Origin of the sequence: Brevibacillus fulvus (assembly GCF_016908525.1) — a bacterium.
Lineage (GTDB): Bacteria > Bacillota > Bacilli > Brevibacillales > Brevibacillaceae > Brevibacillus_G > Brevibacillus_G fulvus.
Map to the genome: position 1 here is coordinate 105,038 of NZ_JAFBEB010000008.1, position 18,763 is coordinate 123,800.

Genomic DNA, 18,763 nt, shown 5'->3' on the forward strand with positions numbered 1-18,763 from the left:
CGGAGATCAATGCATTCCGACGCCGAAATCATCCAGCGGATTATCCAAGGCGACATCGAGGCATACCGCGAGTTAATCCAACGCTATCAGCATATGATCTTTGTTTTTATCTATAAAATGGTGAACAATCGTACCGATGCGGAAGATTTAACCCAGGAAGTTTTTGTGAAAGCATATGAAAAGCTGTCTACCTACCGTGGTGAGAGCCAATTCAGCACTTGGTTGCATACGCTGGCCCGCAATAAAACCATTGATTTTCTGCGAAGGCGAAAGGTACATGACTCCGACGAACAATTAAAATACGTTCCTGCCCAGACGCGTGAAGAATCACCGCAAGAATCACTGCTGGGCAAAGAACGCCGCAAGGAAATCGAGGCGGCATTTTCCATGTTGTCAGAACCATACCGCGAAGTGATCGTCCTGCGTTGCACACATGAGTATCCCTTCGACAAGATTGCGAATTTGCTGGGAGTTGCTGAATCAACGGCCCGTGTTCGCTATCTTCGTGCCCGTCAAGAATTTGCCAAAATCCTAACTCGTTTGGAAGGAGGGCTCGTACATGAACTGCCATGAATTTCGGGAAAAGTGGATGGAACAAACGGATGAGGAAGCGCTGTCGCTTTTGGCCGAATGCGATGAATGTCTGAGCTGGATTGAAGCAAATTCGATCAGCGACGAGGAGGAACAGTTTATGAAAGAGTATCCTCATCCTTCCGTTCAATTGGAAGATCGCATCATGCAGGCCATATACCAACAACAGGCTTCACCCGATTTCCCTCCGCTTTCAGCAGCAGGACAACCGTTAGGCGAGTCATCCTTGGCAAAAAAAGTCAGACGCCGTTATCCCGCTGCGGCGTGGATCAGCGCTGCCGGCATCCTGCTCGCAGTCGGTCTGATCAGTTTCAAAGGGATGAGCGGTTCCTTCGATTCTGCAAGCAATGTCGAAAAGCAGATGGCAACAAATATGCAGACCAAAGATTCCCCAGGCGAATCGGACGCCAATCCGTCGGGGACAAATCCGGGAAACACATCAACCGAGATCGCCGCTGCTCTCAAGAAACCGGCGGCAGCACCCGTCCCAAGCAGCCAGCCGGCAGAAGTTGAACCAAGTGCCGCCCAACAGACCGTTTCTGCTCCGGCAGCGGTTTCGGACAGCGCGCCGCAAGCGGATGAGGGAACGAAGGAAATCCAGACAGAAACACCGGCAAATCCTTCGCGGGAAATCGCCATCGCCAACACTGCACCGGTGCTTGATCAATCGCTGGTCAGCGAACCGCTGCAGCAACAAGCGGCAGCACAAGCGCAGACGGAAACAGCCGCCTCGTTGCAAGCTCCCGCTCATCCGTCGATACCAGCGCGGAACAAACCGGCAGCGGCAAAAGCACCTGTTTCGGAGCAAGCGGAAGCATCCGCAAACGCAGCCGCAGCAACGCAACAGTCAACATTCGCCGCCTTGTCTGCTCCGCAACCGGAAAGCGGTGCACAGATGTCAATCGCTGCCCTGCCCGCCACTGAAGCGGAAGATGAGGCGGAAGATGCGGCGCAAGCGGGAGCGAAACAAGCGGATGGAGCAAACGCGGCCAGCGAAGCTGCCTTGATCGGCCCGCCTGCTCTAAAGGAACTGCCCGAGCAGCCTTTAACGGTTTCTACTTTTACGGATGTCGCTGCCGCGGCGCAAGTGTCGGATTTGCCAGTTCCTTCAGCAAACGCATTGCCGGAAGGTTTTACCTTGCATTCTGTCGCTTTGCAATATGAATCGGAGACAAGCAAGAACGTCACCGAAATTGTCGCGGAATACAGCCGAAACCAGGATTTGGTGCAAATCGAAGTGACCCGCAATTTGCAAGGAAAAAGAAGTCTCTCCATCCCCGGTACGTTCAGTGAGACTCGGCTGTTTACGGTCGATACCGAACAAGCCATCGGAGTCACCTATACTGACCCGGCCGGACAGGAAGCGCAAATGCAGCATGCCGTTTACTTCAATACTTTAAAATTAAACCAATCGCTCTATGTCGTTATTAAAGGACGAGGCGTTGCCCTGAATGATGTGATCGAATTGGCCGGACATTTGCAATGGAATTGAGCATACGAAAACGCAGCCTTTCTTCATCGGGAAAGGCTGCGTTTTTTAGCGTGAGAGGACCTAATCGGCGGAGGGCCAACCGAGGCAGACAATATCATGTCGTCACATCGCGGCGAATAAAGACAACAAAGGCGATCATCAGCGAAACGATGGCCCAAACCGACAATACCGCCAGCGAAAAGGACAGCGTCATCCCGCGAATCGGCGGCAGCACTCCTGCCAAATAATCAGTTAAGCCGAGATTGACGTTGAACAAGTACTTCGCCGATTCCCAGGTCGAAGCCATTTGGGTCAAAATCGTTCCGCTGATCAGCGCTGCCATCATGATCCCCATACCGGCCGCGGCGCTGCGCACCAACACGGAAACCATGAAGGTGATCGTACCGACGACAACCGACACAAACCAGCCCAGACCGTATTGCATCAGCAAGTATTGCCATTGCGGCAGGACAAACACCCGCGATGTATCCAGTTCGCTGCCGACCACTTGAAAGCCGGTCAACACAGGCAAATCCCAGCCGCTGTAACCAAAGACAATTCCGGAGATCAGGGAGGCAAGCATCAGCGTAGCGATGATGACCAATGAAACAAACAACAACAAAGTCAAGTACTTGCTTGCCAGCACTTGCCAGCGGCGAATCGGCCGGGTCAACAGCAGTTTGATCGTCCCTTCGCTAAATTCCGCTGAAACGAGATCAACCGCCAACACGACGATAATCATCGGCAAGAAAAGGGAGATCGCCTGGTCCATAAATCCCCGGGCAAACGTCGGGGCTCCCGGCGCCATCGGGTTGATATTGTGATCGAGGTAGTATTGCTGCTGCTGGATGCGCACTTTGAGAAACTCTTGCCACTCTGCGGGCATTCTGCTGGAAGCCAACCGATTTTGCGTATCGACGATTTGCTGCTGGAGCAGAGCCCGCCAATCGCTTGTCCCCATCCGCTCTTGTGCGGTCAGAACCGATTTGTATTGAGCATAGGTGAAAATCGGGATCAAGATCGCGAGAATCAGCAGCACGACGAGGAACCGCCGACGACGCAACAATTTTAACGTCTCATTATGTATCAAAGCGATCATGCCGTCGCTTCCCCTCCCGTCGTTAACGAAAGGAACAAGTCCTCCAACGTAACCGTTTTGGTGGCAATGCCAAGGATCGGGATATCTGCCTGGACGAGCGCCTTGTTCGCCTCGGCGATCTTGTCCGTCTCCATGCGGCACTTCACCCGCTGTTCCGCCGTCAGCCAAGCCTCTTTGACAAAAGGAAGCGAGCGCAGCAGCTCCATGCCGGCATCCAGTTTGTCCTGGGCAAACGTCCATTCCACCTGGTCGGCGAATTGCTCCATCAAGGAAGCAACCGAACCAACGGAAATCACTTTCCCCTGGTTAATGATCGCCACCCGGTCGCACATCATTTCAATTTCGCTCAGCATGTGGCTGGACACAAAAACAGCCAGCTGCTCCTCTTCCGCCAGCCTGCGGATAAACAACCTCATTTCCCTGATGCCGGCCGGGTCCAAGCCGTTGGTCGGTTCATCGAGGATCAACAGGCGCGGGCGATGCAGCAAAGCTTGAGCAATGCCCAGCCGTTGGCGCATACCCAACGAATATGTTTTTACCTTGTCATCGAGCGCATGAGCCAAATCAACGAGCCGTACCACCTCGTCGATGCGCTCAGCGGAGATGTTTCCGCTCATTCGCGCAAAATGCTCCAGATTTTCCCGTCCGCTCATAAACTTGTATAATTCCGGGTTTTCAACGATACAGCCAACCTGGCTGATTGCCCGGGTAAAATCATCGCGCAAAGAATAACCGCCAATTTTAATGTCGCCGCCATCGTAAGCGGCCAAGCCGACCAGCATGCGAATCGTCGTTGTTTTGCCGGCCCCGTTTGGCCCGAGAAAACCGAATACTTCGCCGCGGTACACCTCAAACGTAATGTCGCGAATAATTGGTTTGCGTCTGATTGCTTTTTGCAGATGCGTAACCGAAAGAATTACTTCTGCCGACAAATCCACAGTCCCCTCTCCTGCAAACATGCCAAACCGTCTTTTACAAACTGACGAAGGCTGTTCGCTTGTGTTACACTACAAAATAATTAAAAATCATTATACCACGAAAGACAAGCAACCATTTCAACAGGAGGTACGCATATGCGCGTTTCCCGTGAACGTCTCTTATGGCGCTCGACCGGTCTTGCAGCGCTTTTGGCATTCTTGCTTTGCCTGGTCGGGTTTGCTCTCGCCCTCAATCCATTTGTTTTGGCACCCGCCAACTCCGCTCTTCCTGCGCAGAAGCAGCCAGCTACGGCCACGCCCCCTTTGGCCAACAACGGCGGAGCGCTGCAAATTGTCACCTTGGGCGACTCGTTGACCCGCGGAACCGGCGATACGAACGGCCGAGGTTATGTGGGCATATTGCGCGATGCTTTGGCCAAACAGAACGGAACGAAACCGGTCATCAACAATTTGGCCATCAGCGGGCAACAATCGCCGGCCTTGCTGGAGCAGCTGGCCCAACCGCAAGTCAAGAAGCTGATCGCGCAAGCCAACCTGATCGTATTTACGATCGGCGGCAACGACTTGTTCCAACAAAGCGGCGGGCTGTATGAGCTGGATAAAGAAAAATTGGCACAGGCGAACGAACAGCTCGCGGCCAATTTTGAGCAGATTCTGAAACAACTGCGGCAGTTAAATGCAACAGCGACCATTATTTATCCTTCGCTGTACAATCCTTTCGGCGACACGGAAGCGGCCGCCGAGACCGCTCCCCCGGTTCTCGACTGGAACAGTACCGCCTCGGCCATTGCCGCCAAATATCCCAGGGTGATTGTCGTTCCCACCTACGATCTGTTTGTGCAAAAAGAGCAAGCGTATTTGTACAGCGATCATTTTCATCCGAACAGTGCCGGTTACATTCGCATCGCCGAACGCATTTTACAGGCATTGCAGTAACCCGGCCGCCCCATGATCAGGTGCTGCCGACATAGCGCAGCGCCTTTCCTGTTTTCCGCAAATATACTTTTTGCCCAAGCCAATAAAATAGCGTACTGACGACGGAAACAGCGGCGACCAGCAGAAACAGTTCCATCCCCCCAAACCGGGACAGCATGACACCGCCAAGTGTCGGGCCGACAAACTGCCCGAGATTAGTAAAGCTTTTCGCTCCGAAATATGCGCCTCGCATGCCCTCCGGTGCCAGCCGATCGATAAAGACATCAGAGGAAGTATGGGTAAGAATTTCCCCAAACGTGAACACTACCATCGAGATCATAAAGACCAGCCAACTATGGGCGAAGGCATAACCGATATCGCCCAATGCGTAAAACAGATTGCCCACAAAAATGCTTTGGATCGGAGAACGCTTCTCGGCCAGCCGTGTGAGCGGCACCTGCATCGCCACTACGACGATCGCATTGACAGTCATCAGGATCGCAAACAACTCGTAGCCGTTTGGCACAGACATTTCCACATATTTGGAAAGCGTGCTGGACATTTGCGAATACCCGATCGCGCCGAGAATACCGCCGAGAATGTAAAAACGGAAAGCTTTGTCGCGGGTCAAAACGGCAACTGAATTTTTAAACGTAACCGACTCCCGCTTTTGCCCTTCGATTTGTTTGATGCCGAACGCGGCCAGCAAAATTTGCAACAGAATCACATAGATGAGATAGACAATTCCGGTCACGATAAACGGCAGCGCGCCTCCCTGAAAGGCGAGCAACGTCCCGAGCAGCGGTCCACAAGCCACCCCCACGTTAATCGCCGTATAGCGCGTGGCAAACACGCGAAAGCGTTTTTCCGGTGCGGTCAGATCGGCCATTAAAGCCTGGGAAACCGGTTCATAAAACGAACGGCACAACCCGCTTAAAATATTGAGCAACAGAAAAAACCAGGTGCTGTGTCCAAAGGCAAATCCGATAAACACAAACGTCCAGACATATAAGGCCGCCAGCATCACCCGGCGGCGGCCAAACATGTCGGACAAGGTTCCGCCGATAAATCCTCCCACCGTGCCGGCCAATGAACCCGCCCCGATGACAAGACCGATGGTTGCCATGTCCATCTTTGTATGATTGGACAAATAAATAAACAAAAAAGGCATGCTCATTGAACTGGCTGCCCTGACCAAAACAGTGCCCAGCAGCAGCGACTGCACGATCGGATGGTACGCGCCAAACAGCTCTTTTACTTTTCCCATAGTCCGCTCCCTTGAATGGTCCTCTATTCACATACAATTTCTGTAAATATTTTCTCATTGTAGTCAGAGCGCGGTATAACGTCAATAGGCAGACAAAAATATTTTTTAGTACCAGATACTAATATCAAGTGTTATAATTAGATCATAATTTATCACAATGAGGTGAATTCTCCATGTATAAAGCGGTTATCAGCGGAGTCGGTTCTTACCTGCCCGAGCGAATACTGACCAATCAAGATCTGGAACGAATGGTGGAGACGAATGATGAATGGATTACGACACGTACCGGCATTTCCGAACGGCGCATTGCTGCCGAGACAGAAGCGACCTCTGATCTGGCCTACCAGGCGGCGGTAGCGGCTTTGCAGGATGCGGGATTGACAGCCACAGACCTTGACATGTTGATCGTAGCGACTTCGACGCCTGATTATCAGTTGCCTCCTGTGGCCAGCTTGTTGCAACACAGACTCGGCTGCCGTCCCATTTCCGCCTTCGATGTCTCGGTGACGTGCATTGGTTTTATCTCGGCGATGGAGACGGCCAGCCAGTACATTCAGACGGGCAAACACAAACACATATTGGTGGTCGGCGCCGATGCGCTGTCCCGTATTACCGATTATGCCGATCGCACAACATGCATCTTGTTTGGCGACGGAGCCGGTGCCGCCATTTTGTCGCGTGCCGAACCTTCCACCGATCAAGGCGTCATTCACGCTTCCACCCACTCCGCCGGCGAACACTTTTTCAGTTTGTATGTTCCCGGCACCGGCAGCCGGCAGATGATGCCGGAAGAAGCCGCAAAAAAAGGCAAAATTATTATGGAAGGCCGCAAAATTTTCAAATTGGCGGTGACAAGCATGTCGCAAACCGTCAAAGAAACGTTGGAAGCAAGCGGCTATGATCAGGCTGATCTGGATTGGGTAATTCCGCATCAGGCCAACCAGCGCATCATTGAAGCCGTTGCCCACAATCTCGAACTGCCATTGGAAAAAATGGTCAGTACGATCAAATATTACGGCAACAATTCCGCGGCGACCATCCCGGTGGCGATGGATACCGCCATTCGTGACGGTCGCATCAAACGGGGCGATCTCGTCATGCTGGTGGCATTTGGCGGCGGACTTGTCTGGGGCTCGCTGCTGTTGCGCTATTAAAGCATCCAGACCGCCTGCTTGATGGCGGCAGATGTATCTGCCGCAGATTACGCTGGATTTCGCGATTTTGCTCGGCAGATATTGCTCCTCATCCACTTCCGGATGAGCAGGTTCATCTGGGCCAAAAAACAGCGGCAGTCCGGGACGAAATCGTTCGTCGCGAACTGCCGCTGTTCTGTTTTGTCTAAAATGCCAGTTCGATTTTAGACACGATCTCTCCCGACGGGGTGATCTTGATCGCCCGATAAAGCGCATCGTGATAAAACGAGAGCCATGCCTGCTGCTCGGCCGCTTGTTCCAGCCATTTCTGTTTGGCAAAGATCGAGGTCATCGGATAATCGTCGTAGGCCATCACCCACAAAGGATTCAGGTGGGCATGTGTCGGAAGCAGGTCGGCCAGATGCAGCATGACTTCCCCTTCGCTTTCGAGCCGAAATACGGCATGGCCATAACTGTGACCGCCCGTATGATAAAGCGTGAGGCCCGGCAGCACTTCCCATTCGCTATCGAACGTCTTGACCATCTGCTCGATGGGCCGCCAATTTTCTTCCCAATATGTATTTCGCGAGCGAATGTTGGGATTGCGCATCTCCTCCCATTCCGCCGCTTGCACCAAAATCTCCGCATTCGGAAAAGCAGGGCTCAACGCATTTCCTTTGGATACGGCAACCAACCCGTTGGCGTGGTCATAGTGCATATGCGTCATCAGGATCATGTCGATATCGGCAGGTGTCAACTGCTTGGCGGCAAGCGACTCGCTTACCTGCGATTCTTCCAACACGCCGAAATTGCGCTTTTGCTTGTCCGTGAGGCGGTTGACGCCGATTCCCGCTTCCACCAGAATTCGCTTTCCGTAACCTTCAATCAGCAGCGGATCGGTCCGCAACGGAATCTGATTCAACTCATTGCTGGGGTATTTTTTGGTCCAGAGCGGTTTGGGGACTACGCCAAACATCGCTCCGCCATCCAGTTGCAGCATCCCGCCGCGCAGCCAGGTGACGCTATATTGTCCGATTTTTAATTGATTCATCTTGTTCCCTCCCACTTGCTTTCCTTGGCAGACTGTTTTTAGGAAAAAAAGCACCCGAACTGGGTGCCTTATAGTTTTTCTTGCAGACGAACCATTCTGTTGACAGGAGAAACTTCCAAGGTGATATCACTCGCGACAGCGAGCACAGCCAGGTGGGAATCGTACCGTTTGTGCGTCAACAATAATTGCGCGACTTTTTCGGAATCCCGATAAATACTGATAAAGGTTTGAATGGGATTGGCACTTCCACCGGCAATCATCCGAAAACCAGGGGCAATGGAAAAAACCCAACCTTCCATCGATACATTTTGTTCCTTGAAATAGAGGAATTGACGTTTTCCTAGTAAAATGCCATTTTCATTCATCATTTTGATGCCCCCTAAACCACTCCACAAAATAATCCAGCGTGTATTTATTTTCCTACTAACCATGTAAAATTGAAAGTCTTTCGACAAAGAAAATCATAAACCGACATTCTTTTTGTCTCGCGGCAAGTCAACTGCTCCAGCGGCTTGCAAGGCGGGGACAAATAGTTTTACCGGCGCTGCAGCAGATGCTCCAAGTCTTTCAGCGCAGCGGCGGCGGCGGCCCCGGGATCGGATTTTCCCCCCGCAACAAACAGTTCGCCCATTTCCTCGGTTTTGACGAGGATCGCCTTTTTTGTTCCGTTTACCCGTGCCAGCGGATGGTCGAGCGGGTAGAGCGACAAGCCGACTTCGGCCTGTACTTTGTCGTCCGCGAACCGCAAGCGTCCCGTCAATTTGGGGACTACCCCCGATTCGCGCCATTGCTTGATCTGTTCCGGCGTAATCTGTCCGATTCCGGAGCGCTCGACTTGACTGAGCCGAATATTGGCCTGAAAGCCGGCATTGGCCAAAATGGTCAGTTTGCAAGCCGTATCCCAGCCGTCGATATCGTAGCGCGGATCCGGTTCGGCAATTCCTTTCCGCTGGGCGTCGCTGACCGCCTCCCCGAGCTCTGCGCCTTCCCCGACCATCCGGCTTAAAATGTAATTGGCCGTTCCGGTGAAAATCCCTGTCAGTTCATGCACCCGGCACCCGGCCAAATTGTACTGAAGCAAATCGATCGTCGGCAGTGCTGCCGCCGTTGCGCCGCTGATTTTCAGCACTCCCCCGTGTTCTGCCGCCAAACGCGACAACCCGGGATAATCCGTTACCAACGCCCCTTTGGACAACGCGATCACGTGCATTCCGCCCTGCAGCGCCGCTCTCATGTAGCGGGCGGCTGCTCCTCCGTCCTGCAGATTGGTCGGGCCTGCTTCAATCAGGACATCCGCGCCGGCAGCTGCCACAAAGGATGCGCCGGTAAACTGCGAAGCGGCGGCAGGATCGCCGGAGACACCTCCTGCCTGTTTGGTCAGCGGCTGGAGCCTGTCCCAGTTCAACCCGTCCGGATCATACAGACCGCTGGTTGAACCGCAGACGGCTATCAGCCTTACGTTCGTTTGATACAGCGATCGATAGCGTTCCGCCCGTTCCAGCAGCAATTTTGCCGTTCGATAGCCAACCGTTCCAAATCCGGTGATCACGATCTTTATTTCTCTCATCAACTGGAATTTCTCCCTTCCTCTGCTGCGATTTGCTTGTATTGCCGTGAAAAACCAGCTTTTCGCCAGTCTGCACTTGAATCCGGTTCCGGACAAGGATAGACTAGGTTTATCCAAGATGTGGGGGGAACACAGATGCAAAAAATCGGTTTTATCGGACTGGGCACAATGGGATTGCCCATGACCAAAAATTTGTTGAAAGCGGGTTTTCCTGTCTACGTCGTCTCTCGCAGTCGCGGTCCGATTGAGACAGCCGTCTCGTTGGGAGCGGTTGAAGCAGCAAATCCGCGCGATTTGGCGGAAAAAACAGACATTTTGCTGACTTGCCTGCCCTTGCCAGACACGATCGAGCAGGTTTATTTTGGCGCAAACGGCCTATTGGAAGCCGATTTACAAGGCAAGTTGATTATTGATCACAGTACTGTGAGTCCCTTGCTGAACAAACGGGTTTATGCGGCGATTGCGGAAAAAGGCGGCTCCTACATGGATGCCCCGATCAGCGGTGGACCGATGGGAGCGGAAGCAGGCACCTTGGCGATCATGTGCGGCGGAGCAAAATCTGACTACGATCGCGCCCAGCCTGTCTTTGCGGCAATGGGCCAACATCTTTTCCATGTCGGAGAGATCGGCACAGGCAGCATCGTCAAGCTCATGAACAACTATCTGATTGGCGTACATACCGCGGCGTTGGCGGAAACCTTCATTCTCGCCACCAAAGCGGGTGTCGACACCAACATTATGTATGACATTATCAGCGCCAGCACGGGAGACAGCAAAATGCTGCATCGAATCGTCCCGCTTGTGCATCAGCGGGATTTTGCCGCCCGTTTTAGCAATGAACTGCTGTACAAAGATATGAAGTTGGCAGGCGAACTGGCCGAAGCCTATGAGCTGGAAATGCCGATTAACCGGTTAGCGGAGCAAAAGTATGCGCTCGCCAAGGAAAAGTACCCAAAAGAAGACATGGCTGCCTTGTTCAAAATTTATGAAGAACAAACCGGCATTGTCGTAAAAGGCAAATAACGATCGCGCTCAACACGCTGGCCCGCTCTGTGCGGGCCTAAGCTGTTTGATCGGGGCGGACAAGTCCAAAGAACGCTGGTTCAACCGGACTTGCGCCATTAGCCAAGCTGCAACAGCTTCGCCAAATCTTGGGCAAACCGCGCAAACAGGGGTTCTAATTCCCGCTGCGCAGTTTCCGAAACATCCACCACGAAATGATAGTCGAACACAACCGTTCTCTCCACCAGCTGATCGGGGGCAAGATAGCGGTTTTTTTCGGTCCAGGCGATTTCCGCCACAATTTCCCGCGCTTTATTCCATAATGCGGCGATCTCTGCTTTTCCCGCATCGGCTATCGTGAACGCAAGCTCCACCTCAATTTCAACCATCGTGTCAGCCACCGGAAAAAGGTGGAGGGTAGCGTAAGGTTGACCGGCTTCGTTGTCCGCCATTGCCGCAAAGTAGAGCTCCATCTCGCGCGTTTCTTCCTCTTCGAACAACGAGCGTTCCGTCCGCAAAATCAGATTGGTAATCACACCATGCTGCGACAAATGTTGATCCAGTTTTTCCAGTAATGGTTCCCACATGCTGGTTCCTTCTTTCCTTTCATCTGTCACCAGTATAGCACAGAAAAACATAAAAACCCCTTCAGGAAGGGGTTGAACTTGGTGTATTCAAATTTTTTTGTTCCATAAATTCGGTCAGCCAGGCCCGCCGGACTTCTTTGCTCGGGCAATAGCCTAACACGTAACTTTCTCCTTGCATATATCGCGCTTTGATCCATTCTTTATGTTTACGAAAAAATGCGTGTTGAAAATCAATCGGCATCTGGTGATACTCTTCCAGTGCTGAAGGATTCTGCAGGAAAAAATTCTCATCATAAACCAGTTCTTCATGTTGCTGTCGGCTCAGCACAAATAAGAAAGCGACGACCAAAAAAAGGTTTACTAAAAAAAGAATCATGAAAATCCCTCCCCGGCCCAAAATCAGTGACCTCACAGCCCAGCTTTTCCGTAAACCCGGAGTTGTCTGAAGTATCAGTTTTATCTGTTATATTATTATTCTATCATGTTTTTGGTGTTTGCAAACCTTGGAAGCCAAGAAAAAAACCACCTTTTTTGAAAAAGGTGGTTTTGGCTGTTATCCTTCCGCTTGTACACCGTTTGCCGGCGTTTGTTCCTGCGCTGGAACGGACTGGGGAACGGTTTGCTGGTCCGGCAGCTGCGGCACTGGCTCGGCTGGCGGCGTCTCGACCGGTTCGGTTTGCTGATCGGGCTCCGTCGGTTCCGTACCGTTGGCATCCCCGGCCGGGTTGGCAGGAGGGTCGGAATTGACCGGGATGTCGCTTCCATTCTGCTCGTCGATCGAATCAGCCGGCTGATTATGCCCGGTCTCCCCTTGTCCATCCAATGGCGCCATATCCGGCGGCACCTGTACTTCCTCAGTCTGTTCGTTCTCGGTCGGTTTGGTCGCCGGTGCTTCCGCTGCCGTTTCCGTCACTTTTTTCGTGACTTTCGGCTTGCTGCTGGAAGCGGAGCTCGCTTTAGCCGGGGCGACGCTGTCAGCCGTATAAATCGGGGAATCATCGAGATCAGCGACCATGCTTCCCGTCAAGCCCATCTCCGCCTGCAATGTTTCCCGTACCTGATAAAGATTTTCTTTCGGCCAATAAGTGTACGATCCTTGCCAATAGGCGCCATTATCCAATGTTTGAATGGACGTGGAATTGATGCCTTTGAAATCCATGACCAAGCCTTCGATTTTATCTTTGGACAGATCGGTTTGCACATGCTCACCGGCAACTTCGATCAGCTTGAACACTTTGGGCAACGCCTCCAGTGATGTCATCTTGTCGACGATCGCCTTGATCACTTCCTGTTGACGCCGGTTGCGATCATAGTCGCTGGAATAATATTTCGGACCGCGGCTGTCTTCGCGGTGACGGACGTAATCCAGCGCCTGATCTCCATCAAGTATTTGCAAGCCCGGGCTGAGATCGATATGCGTGCCGTCCGTAGGGTCATTGTAGACGAGGCGGCGATCGACATTGACCTCAACCCCGCCCAGTTCATCGATCACCGAGCGGAACCCTTGAAAATCAATTTCCACATAGTGTTCAATCGGGATGCCGACCAGTTCCTGCAACGTCTTCTTTGTCAAAGTAACGCCGTTTACCGTGGGCTGCTCGCCATTACGCTCGGCCTGACGACGCTCCGCTTCCCCATTGGCGTAGACCGAATTGATTTTATGATAGCCGCGGTAGCCGGGAATTTTTACCCGCGTATCGCGCGGCAGGGAGACCATGGTAACTTTCTTCGTTTGCGGATTGGCTACCGCCACAATCATGACATCGGTGTTCAGCGATCCGGTTTCCGGCCGCGTATCGCGTCCGAGAATGACCATCGAGATTGATTTATCGGAATGATAAGTCAAGTCAACACCCGGGTCCAGCGTGTTCACCCCATCTTTGGTGGGTTCCGTTACCTGATCAAGCGTCTTGTCAACTTGCCAGACAAGTGCGGCTGCTACCCCGCCAACGAGTATCAGGGCAGCTGCTATCGAAAAGAGGATCATTCTCAACAGGCTTTTGCGCTTCCCCGTTTTTCTGGCTTTGCGGCGCGTTGAGCGATCCTGCATATTCGGTTCCGCCATATATATCAAACTCCTTAATCTCTAAAATTTTTTACTGTAAGTTTATGTACTTGAATGAGAATTGAGAGCCAATCGACAAGCAATTTTCTTTTTTCTGTGATTATAAAAACTCTGTCTAGTATTGTAGCACATGACTGTCCTTATTTGTAGAAAAATGTACCTTTGCTGAACAAAACGTTTATCCGTAAGCATTGATTTGTTCTTTCAATTGCCACCATTTTTATGCCCGCAATAAATTAATGACGGGTCAGCGGTTTGGTGATAAAATGTTCCAATCATGAGACGAAATGGAGATGGATACATGCTATCCCAAAGTTCTACAGTCTATCGTATCCTGTTTGCGATCAGCCTTGTTCATCTATTGAACGACAGCTTGCAAGCAGTCATTCCAGCCGTTTTGCCCATCCTCCAGACCAATCTGAATCTGAGTTATTTCAATCTGGGGGTAATCTTGCTCGTCATGAATATGACCGCCTCCGTCTTTCAGCCGGTGATTGGTTATTTTTCCGATCGCAAACCTCGGCCTGTCCTTCTGCCGTTGGGCATGCTCTCCTCGGGGCTGGGGATGTTGGGGATCGCCTTCGCTCCCAACTATGCAGTGCTGTTGGTTGCTGTTGCTTTTGTCGGCCTTGGCTCGGCAGTTTTCCACCCAGAAGCGTCTAAAGTGGCTTATCTCGCTTCAGGCGCACGCCGTGGACTGGGCCAATCGATTTTTCAGGTAGGAGGAAACTCCGGGCAGGCACTCGCACCGATCATGACCACGTTAATCTTTATTCCATTAGGACAGGGCGGTGCTGCCTGGTTTAGCCTGACCGCCTTGCTCGCGTTGGGCGTGTTGCTTTTCATCGCCTACTGGTACGGGAAACGCGAGAAAATCAACAAAGCGATGAAATCCGCTGCCGCCCTCTACAATCATAAGAATCAACGGATTACAGCACTTATTCTGCTCGTTTTGTTCGTTAGCGTACGCTCATGGATTCAAGCAAGCTACCAAAGTTTTTACCCGCTCTATCTGATTCACGATTTCGGCTATTCCATGTCCGCTGCGGAACTTTACATGTTTGTCTACATGTTGGCCGGCGCTGTCGGGACATTCTTTGGCGGACCGATTGCCGACCGGTTTGGCAAGCGAAATCTTTTGATTGTTTCCACTTTGGGCGCCCTTCCTTTTACGTTACTCATCCCTTATGTGACGGGATTTTGGGCGTATCCGTTACTCATGATCAACGGATTAATTATGATGTCGAGTTTTTCCGTTGCCGTCGTTTACGCCCAGGAGCTGATGCCGGGCCGGGTCGGCATGGTCTCCGGACTGATTACCGGACTCAGTTTCGGAATGGGCGGCATCGGAGCGTCTGCTCTGGGCAAGATGGCGGACTCGCTCGGCCTCTCGTTCGTCATTATTTTTTGCTCGATCATGCCGGTCATCGGGTTAATCGGGTTCTTCCTGCCCAAAGACGCTACCCTGGAAGAATGGGAACAGGAAGCAGCCTAGCCCCGATAAATCAGCGCGTGTTTCCCGCGAAAAGAAGCAGGGGCGAGTTCAATAAAAAAGGAAGCCGATATTCCGAAACTTGCGGAATATCGGCCTTTTTTTCGTTACAATCGTTTTTGCTTCCTGTGCCTGCGAAACCCTCACACAGACACGTGGATTTTTGCACCCAACATTTGGCTAATCGGCGGCGGATAGAGGCCCGGCACTCCCAAGAGTACCCAATCGGTCTTGTCTGTTTGGCCGTACAGTCCCGCGATCAGCCAATTTGGTTTCAGCGAATTTGCCAGTTCCTGATTCAGCACCAGCTTCAACTCTTCGCCTTTATGGTTTCTTGCCAACCATCCGTTTGAAGTTTGTTCCAGCAAGAGCAACTGTTCTTCGGCAACTTCTTGCAAGCGCAAGGTGGAATCGTGCAGGCGAAGTTGCGCTTCTTTCGCGAATACGGGACGAAGCCGATACGCTTCCGGCAATTCTTCCTTGATTTCGCTAAACAGCGGCTGAAATTTTGGGGTTAAGGCGGTTTGATGCTGTTTATCGAGCCATTTGAAGAAAGCGGTCAATACGGACAGCAGATTGGCAGCCAGCGTTTTGGTCGGATGATCCACCCGTTCCAACACGTCCTCCACCAAAAAGTAAGCCAGTTCCTCCGGGCGGAGGTCTGTCCACTGAAATCCCGGTCCAAAAGCGCCGCGGACAAACGTCCGGAACAAGCCCATCACTTCATCGTATTTTTTTACGGTTGCTTCCGATTTGCCTTCGGTCGCTTCTTTTACAAAGCGGCTAATATCGCCGAGAATCTCCCGATGAACCGTATAAACGCTTTCCGGCAGTCCCTCGATCAATGGTCGGTTCAGCAAATTGGCAATATGCGTTTGTTCATTGGACAAAGCCAGGCGAGGGCGAAGGAAATCGATGCGCATAAAGCGCGCCAAGCCTTGTCCCATTTTGCTTTCCTCTTCAATCCGTTCCACCAGCTGCACCAATTTGTCTTTCAAGTCCTGATTATTCGAAGCAGCCGCCAATGTAGGAGCCAAATTGGTTAACGCCTCGTTTGGCGTAACCAGCCATTTTTCCGCAAAATACGTCTGCACCGCCCATTGCAGAACCTTGGACGGCAACACCGGCTCGCTGGTAATAAACAAAGTGCCTCGAGACAATCTTGATCCCGTCGATGTCAGCTTGCTGATCTCTGCTTCCTTTGCAGCGTGCGGAAGGTGGAGCAACTGTTCAATCTCCTCCACGTGCGCGGAAAATCCTTCGACGGTCAGTTCAGTCTGGCCGATGGTAACTTCGGCCAAAACTTCATGCAATTCCAGCAAGGTATTGTTCAGGATCGGAAAGAGGTGTCCTTCTTGCGTTGTCGCGTAAACCCAAATCTCGGCATCTTCTCCCCTTTTTTTCAGTTCAAAGGAAGGATTGCTTTGGACAAGTTGACGCAACTCCGGCAAGGAAACATCGCGATACACCCGTTGGAGCAAGCGCTCCTGACCGGCAGCCGCCGTTTTGTCTCCGGACTGAACGATCAAGCGATACAACGCTGTCGTGTAAGTACGGTTCTCCGCGTGCATGACGGCAAGCGAAATTTCCGGATGCTGTTCGATCCAGGAAACGACTTCCTGCTTTTGCCCCGGACTGAGCAGCAGGCTGCCGGAAAAGAGCACGTCGCGCAAGCCGAGATTCAGCAGCCGTCCGACGAGGATTTGTCCCACGACAGGCCGTGTATTGGCAAAACCTAAAATATAATGCTTTTCGCCATTGGACAAATCGCTTGCTACCACAACCTCATCGGAAACTTCTTCGATTTCATACAAACCGAGCGACAATTTCAAGAAAGCTCGCCGCAATTCCGGTTCCATTTTTCTTCCATATTGTTTGACAAAACTCTCCAACAACGTAGCGCCGTTAAAAAGCAGGTCAAAAACGTACCAATTTAAAAAGTGGGCTGTCCATTGCATTCTGCGTGTCTCTTGTTCTTCCAGTCCGATCTCCTCCGCAAAGCGAATTCTCGCCTGCTGCAAAGAGTCACTGTCTACCTGATTGCTGACAAAGTTGTTCAGCCTCTCCATCCAGGAAGTGTATTCCTTGCGCAGCTTTTGCTCGTGAGCACTCCGCAATTGAGTGATCGGCGTGACCATACCGCAGCATTTCTTGTATTTTTTCCCGCTTCCACAAGGACAAAGCTCGTTTCTACCGACTGACATTAGGGGTTGTTTCTCCTTTCGTCCCAGCGCGGCATGCGCGGGGAATTGCCACAATCCCCCTATTTATACCGCATCTAATGTAGTGAAATCAAGTTTAAAGCATTTTTAATGTTCAATTGTTAATTCGGCATTTGCTTCCCATTTCTTTATAAACTTCTCCAATTTTTCTATTCGCAGCATGATTTTTTGCTTTTCCTGAATGCAGCGGGAGATTTCGGAAAGCTGATTGGCAGCGAACCATTGAACTACTTCCGCTTCCATATGTTCCAGGCGAATCCGGTAGCTAGCCACAACCTCGCGCAGCAGGTCAAACCTGTGTTCCAGCTTTATGATTGCCTCGGTCTCGTTCATTGCTGCTCAATCGTTGCCAGCACTTGCTGAATGCCAAGTGCCACCTGTTCGTTTTTATGTTTCTCTTTCATCAATATTTCTATTGATTGCATATCGCTTTGTTGAAAAAAGGAAATGACCTCTTGCGCCATCTGTTGATGACGTGCTTCCAGTCGCTCCAATGCTTGACGCATAAGTTGATGCACTTCGGTATAAGTAGTTTGCATTTGATTGCCGTTCATTGTAATTTCCTCCTTGGAGCTATGTTCCATTGTTTGAAAAGTTGCCGCGACCTCGGCATGACTGCTCACAGCAACTTGCTGTTCGTTCGGTTGCACAAGTTCGACGGTGGAATCGTTCGTTTCCTGTACGAGCTCTTCTTGCCCGCCTTGCGCGGTTTTTTCCGGTAATACAAAAAGCAGGGTATCTCCGTCAAGCCGGAACCGCTCATCCAATTCCGGCAAAAATAGATGGGCTTCAGCAGGCAAACCGACCTCTTGATCAAGAAAATACGGAAGTGAACGAGTAGAAATCTCGGATATTTGATGTTCCTGCATAAACTGTGCGACCGTGTCGTTGGCGACTTTCCAATCTGCCAAATACCAGCGCTTGTCCGATTCAAACTGGACAAAACGCGGATCGCGCTGAAGAATTAACAGCCGGTTGATTTGATTCCAGGAAAACTGGGTCTGTCTGCGCAACTCAGGCACAATTTGTTCCATTGCTTTGGGCATGTTGGACAGACGTAAAAAACGATAAGCGAGATCAAATAACTGGTGGGATTGATGCGTTAATTCGATGATCGCTTCAGATCGTCCAATCCGGACGGGGGAGTGTTCCATGTTTAACACGGCATTCAGCAAACGTTCGCTATCTTCTGGCGACTGTGCCGTAAACAAACCGCTCTCCTCAATACGCAAGCAAACTTCTGTTTTGGGAAGAGAACGCTCCCCGGGCCGAAATACCTTCTTGATGATACTTGCTGGTGTATAGGTTGGCCGTCTCATGAACCTTCTCCTTTTACATTTTCGCAATCGAAATTATGTTGGAA

General features: G+C 51.4%; 18 protein-coding genes. 6 read left to right on the forward strand and 12 right to left on the reverse strand.

Translation table 11 applies throughout. The features are described 5' to 3' along the window. Positions 1-9 precede the first annotated feature (9 nt). Positions 10-573, forward strand: coding sequence for an RNA polymerase sigma factor (locus JOD01_RS12700; protein WP_204518705.1), 564 nt, complete (start codon positions 10-12; stop codon positions 571-573). Continuing rightward, the gene (locus JOD01_RS12705) at positions 560-2,083 is read left to right on the forward strand and encodes a hypothetical protein (protein WP_204518706.1); all 1,524 of its coding nucleotides are present in this window, start codon (positions 560-562) and stop codon (positions 2,081-2,083) included. Before JOD01_RS12700 ends, JOD01_RS12705 begins: the two co-directional genes overlap by 14 nt. A 94-nt stretch (positions 2,084-2,177) precedes the next feature. Here the strand turns inward: JOD01_RS12705 and JOD01_RS12710 are convergent, their stop codons facing one another. Beyond that, a complete protein-coding gene (locus JOD01_RS12710; protein WP_204518707.1) occupies positions 2,178-3,161 on the reverse strand; it encodes an ABC transporter permease in 984 nt (327 codons plus the stop codon). Further along, complete coding sequence (locus JOD01_RS12715) at positions 3,158-4,099, reverse strand: ABC transporter ATP-binding protein (RefSeq protein ID WP_338028556.1); 942 nt, start codon at positions 4,097-4,099, stop codon at positions 3,158-3,160. The genes JOD01_RS12710 and JOD01_RS12715 overlap by 4 nt, the downstream gene beginning before the upstream one ends. 135 nt (positions 4,100-4,234) lie before the next feature. On the opposite strand from JOD01_RS12715, the gene JOD01_RS12720 reads away from it, so the two are divergent. Then, positions 4,235-5,035, forward strand: a complete 801-nt coding sequence (locus tag JOD01_RS12720; protein ID WP_204518709.1) for a GDSL-type esterase/lipase family protein — start codon at positions 4,235-4,237, stop codon at positions 5,033-5,035. 16 nt (positions 5,036-5,051) lie between these two features. Here JOD01_RS12720 and JOD01_RS12725 read toward each other — a convergent pair whose 3' ends face one another. Beyond that, on the reverse strand, positions 5,052-6,281 hold the full coding sequence (locus tag JOD01_RS12725; RefSeq protein WP_204518710.1) for an MDR family MFS transporter: 1,230 nt from the start codon (positions 6,279-6,281) through the stop codon (positions 5,052-5,054). Between the two features lie 173 nt (positions 6,282-6,454). Between JOD01_RS12725 and JOD01_RS12730 the strand changes: the two genes are divergently transcribed. Beyond that, entirely contained in the window at positions 6,455-7,435 is a 981-nt protein-coding gene (locus JOD01_RS12730) for a beta-ketoacyl-ACP synthase III (protein WP_204518711.1), read from the forward strand. 184 nt (positions 7,436-7,619) lie between these two features. Here the strand turns inward: JOD01_RS12730 and JOD01_RS12735 are convergent, their stop codons facing one another. The 3 genes from JOD01_RS12735 to JOD01_RS12745 form a co-directional block, all read right to left on the reverse strand. After that, on the reverse strand, positions 7,620-8,465 hold the full coding sequence (locus JOD01_RS12735) for a YtnP family quorum-quenching lactonase (RefSeq protein ID WP_204518712.1): 846 nt from the start codon (positions 8,463-8,465) through the stop codon (positions 7,620-7,622). A gap of 68 nt (positions 8,466-8,533) precedes the next feature. Further along, complete coding sequence (locus JOD01_RS12740; RefSeq protein ID WP_239565430.1) at positions 8,534-8,833, reverse strand: hypothetical protein; 300 nt, start codon at positions 8,831-8,833, stop codon at positions 8,534-8,536. A gap of 167 nt (positions 8,834-9,000) precedes the next feature. Continuing rightward, positions 9,001-10,032: a homoserine dehydrogenase gene (locus JOD01_RS12745; RefSeq protein ID WP_204518713.1), complete on the reverse strand. Its 1,032-nt coding sequence runs from the start codon at positions 10,030-10,032 to the stop codon at positions 9,001-9,003. A gap of 135 nt (positions 10,033-10,167) precedes the next feature. Between JOD01_RS12745 and JOD01_RS12750 the strand changes: the two genes are divergently transcribed. Continuing rightward, complete coding sequence (locus JOD01_RS12750) at positions 10,168-11,055, forward strand: NAD(P)-dependent oxidoreductase (RefSeq protein WP_204518714.1); 888 nt, start codon at positions 10,168-10,170, stop codon at positions 11,053-11,055. A gap of 98 nt (positions 11,056-11,153) precedes the next feature. Here the strand turns inward: JOD01_RS12750 and JOD01_RS12755 are convergent, their stop codons facing one another. The 3 genes from JOD01_RS12755 to JOD01_RS12765 all read right to left on the reverse strand — a co-directional run bounded on the left by JOD01_RS12755 (position 11,154) and on the right by JOD01_RS12765 (position 13,686). Then, entirely contained in the window at positions 11,154-11,621 is a 468-nt protein-coding gene (locus tag JOD01_RS12755) for a hypothetical protein (protein ID WP_204518715.1), read from the reverse strand. A 61-nt stretch (positions 11,622-11,682) separates the two neighbouring features. Then, positions 11,683-11,997: a hypothetical protein gene (locus JOD01_RS12760; protein WP_204518716.1), complete on the reverse strand. Its 315-nt coding sequence runs from the start codon at positions 11,995-11,997 to the stop codon at positions 11,683-11,685. 177 nt (positions 11,998-12,174) lie between these two features. Next, the gene (locus JOD01_RS12765; protein WP_204518717.1) at positions 12,175-13,686 is read right to left on the reverse strand and encodes an LCP family glycopolymer transferase; all 1,512 of its coding nucleotides are present in this window, start codon (positions 13,684-13,686) and stop codon (positions 12,175-12,177) included. 301 nt (positions 13,687-13,987) lie between these two features. Here JOD01_RS12765 and JOD01_RS12770 point away from each other — a divergent pair, with 301 nt between their 5' ends. Further along, a complete protein-coding gene (locus JOD01_RS12770; RefSeq protein WP_239565431.1) occupies positions 13,988-15,181 on the forward strand; it encodes an MFS transporter in 1,194 nt (397 codons plus the stop codon). A 140-nt stretch (positions 15,182-15,321) separates the two neighbouring features. On the opposite strand, the gene JOD01_RS12775 is transcribed toward JOD01_RS12770, so the two are convergent. The 3 genes from JOD01_RS12775 to JOD01_RS12785 form a co-directional block, all read right to left on the reverse strand. Further along, positions 15,322-17,382 carry an SEC-C metal-binding domain-containing protein gene (locus tag JOD01_RS12775; RefSeq protein WP_204518719.1) on the reverse strand — a complete coding sequence of 687 codons (2,061 nt, stop codon included), beginning with the start codon at positions 17,380-17,382 and terminating at the stop codon, positions 15,322-15,324. Positions 17,383-17,487: 105 nt separating this feature from the next. Then, positions 17,488-17,733: a hypothetical protein gene (locus JOD01_RS12780; RefSeq protein ID WP_204518720.1), complete on the reverse strand. Its 246-nt coding sequence runs from the start codon at positions 17,731-17,733 to the stop codon at positions 17,488-17,490. Continuing rightward, complete coding sequence (locus JOD01_RS12785; protein WP_204518721.1) at positions 17,730-18,719, reverse strand: hypothetical protein; 990 nt, start codon at positions 18,717-18,719, stop codon at positions 17,730-17,732. The genes JOD01_RS12780 and JOD01_RS12785 overlap by 4 nt, the downstream gene beginning before the upstream one ends. Positions 18,720-18,763 lie beyond the last annotated feature (44 nt).